Annotated in this window: 3 protein-coding genes; all 3 read right to left on the bottom strand. The window is 73.9% G+C overall.

From position 1 onward, the window contains the following. On the bottom strand, window positions 1-661 hold a 661-nt coding region (locus tag OQF71_RS14385; protein ID WP_280588499.1), incomplete at its 3' end, for a phosphate ABC transporter permease. After that, a complete protein-coding gene (locus OQF71_RS14380; RefSeq protein WP_280588497.1) occupies window positions 658-1,467 on the bottom strand; it encodes a molecular chaperone TorD family protein in 810 nt (269 codons plus the stop codon). The genes OQF71_RS14385 and OQF71_RS14380, both read right to left, overlap by 4 nt. Further along, window positions 1,464-2,267, bottom strand: an 804-nt coding sequence (locus tag OQF71_RS14375; RefSeq protein ID WP_280588496.1) for an ethylbenzene dehydrogenase-related protein, incomplete at its 5' end; no start/stop codon positions are given. The genes OQF71_RS14380 and OQF71_RS14375, both read right to left, overlap by 4 nt.

The raw sequence follows: 2,267 nt of genomic DNA, 5'->3' as shown, positions 1-2,267 counted from the left end.
CGGCGAACCCGACGAGCAGCGCGCTCCCGGTGACGAACGGGGCGGCGGCGCTCGCGGCGACGACACCCGCGAACGCGAACGCGCCGGCGCCGAGCGCGACCGGGTCGCGCTCGGCCCGGACCGCGAGGAGTGTCACTCCCGCGAGGAAGGCGACGGATCCGGCCACACGGGAGGCGGAACCGACGATGCCGGCCGTCGCGACGAGCGAGAGCCCGACGGCGAGCGCGAACGCCAGCGCGAGGGCTCCGCGCCGGAGCTCGAAGTAGGTCGCCGGCACCCCCAGCGCGCGGGCGAACGCCAGCGCCGCGCCGCCCGGAATCGCGACGGCCGCGGCGACCGTCGCCGAGCCCGAGATCGTCGCGAGCACGCCGAACACACCGGCGAACAGGAGCCCGACGCGAATCGCGGACCGCCTCGTCGAGAGCGCGACCGCCGCGAGCGCGACCCCTGCCGCGAGCGCCGCGACCGTCCCGACGACCGGGACCAGCCGGGGCGGAAGCGCGGCCGGCTCGAACGGCGCGTTGTACAGCACGCGGACCGCGGTCGCGACCCCGGTGGCGGCGGCGACGAGCAGGCCGATCGCCCCGACGCGGCCGCCGAAGCGACCGAGGGCCCCCGGAGAGGCCGCCCGGGCGCTCACGCTTCCCGTCGGCGAGCTCACGGCCTCTCACCTCCGTTCGGACCGCCCGAGGTCGCGTGCTCGCGCTCACCGCCGACGCCGGCGTCGAGCCGGACCGCCAGCTCGTCGATATCCGCGGCGACGAACGCGTCGAGGAACCGGCTGAGGCGGCCGTAAACGCTCGTCCCGGGCTCATCGTCGAGGGCGCTCCTTAGCCCCGACGCGAGGACGGAGAGGTGCCGGTCGTGGAAGTCGAGCCGCGCGCGGTCGAGGTTCGCCGGTTCGGCGGCGTCAGTCGAGTCGCCGCCGGCGGTTGCGTCGCCCGCGGCGGCCAGCCGACAGAGGTACCCCGCGAATTCGAGTTCCAGCCGGGCGTGGTCGTGGTGGCGGCGCTCCTCGCCGCCGATCTCGCACCCGAAGTGCTCGTACGCCCGAGCGAGGTCGAGGTTCACGTCGTTCCACGACACCTCCGAGCGGTACGTCGACTCGTACAGCGACACCGGCGGCCCCTGATTCTCGACCGTCCCGTCGGTCCCGTCGATCACTTCGGAGTAGCCGACCACGAACAGGTCGTTGTACCGGGCCGCGAGCGTCTCGCGGTCGTCCTCGACGGTCAGGTCCGGCGGGTCGACGTCGAGACCGCTCCGCTCGACGAGCGTCGCGACGGCGTCGTCGAGCGAGCCGTCCGCGAACCGCTCGTAAAGCCCTTGGCTCGGCTCGGTGAACGCCGCCGCCACGAGCGCGTAGACGTTCCCGCGGGCGGCGGTCTCCTCGTCGACCGCGCCGCTCGGAAGCCCCGTGTCGAGTCGCGAGCCGTCGCGTTCGGGCGTCGACCCCGACACGGTCACTCACCCCTCGTCCGGCGGATACCCTCGACGGTCACGAGCGTGGTGAACACGACGGCGATGCCGGCTATCGCCCACAGCACCGTCTCGTACGGCGCCCCGCCGTCGTCCGGGTCGAGTGAGAGATAGTACCACTCGCTGACCGCCTTCTGGCCGGAGCGCTCCTCGTTCGCCCCCTGCCAGACCGCGAACGCGGCGTTCACGTCCTCGTTCGGGGCGATGTCGGTCACGTTCGCGCGGTCGGACGCGAGCGGCCGGCTGAACACGACGGTCCAGCGGTCGTCGGCGTGTGCCGCGTTCGTCTCCACCGCCGACTCCGGAATCTGCGTCGTGCTCCCGGCGCCGCCGGCGAGCAGCGACTCTGTCCCGTCGGCCCCGTTCCAGTACCAGACGTTCACCCGGTTGTCGGTCGATCCCATCGCGATGGGCGGCCGTTCCTCGGACGAAACGGGGAGCTGGACCGCGGTGGAATCGGCGAACGCCCGCAGCGAGTCGGTCGACGTGTTCGCGGACGCGTCGCTCCACGACAGCCGGAGGTAGAGCCGCTCGTCGGTCCGTGCGGCCGCGACGCTGGCGGAGTCGACCGCGGCGTCGGATCCGCCCGGTACCGCCGCGCCGGAGCTGCTCATCGGCACGTCCACGGTCTCGACCGACTGCCACGCGTCGCCGGTCGGATCCGCGAGGTCGCCGGCACTCGACTGCTGCTCGACCGGGATCTCGTAGGCCGCGCGGGCGTCGACGATCATCGGGAAAGCCGCGGTCGCGACCACGACGGCGCGGGGGAGGGCCGCCGCGGGGGCGCG

Origin of the sequence: Halorubrum sp. Boch-26, from assembly GCF_029889805.1 — an archaeon.
Classification (GTDB): Archaea; Halobacteriota; Halobacteria; order Halobacteriales; family Haloferacaceae; genus Halorubrum.
This window is presented reverse-complemented; position numbering and strand designations above follow the sequence as displayed.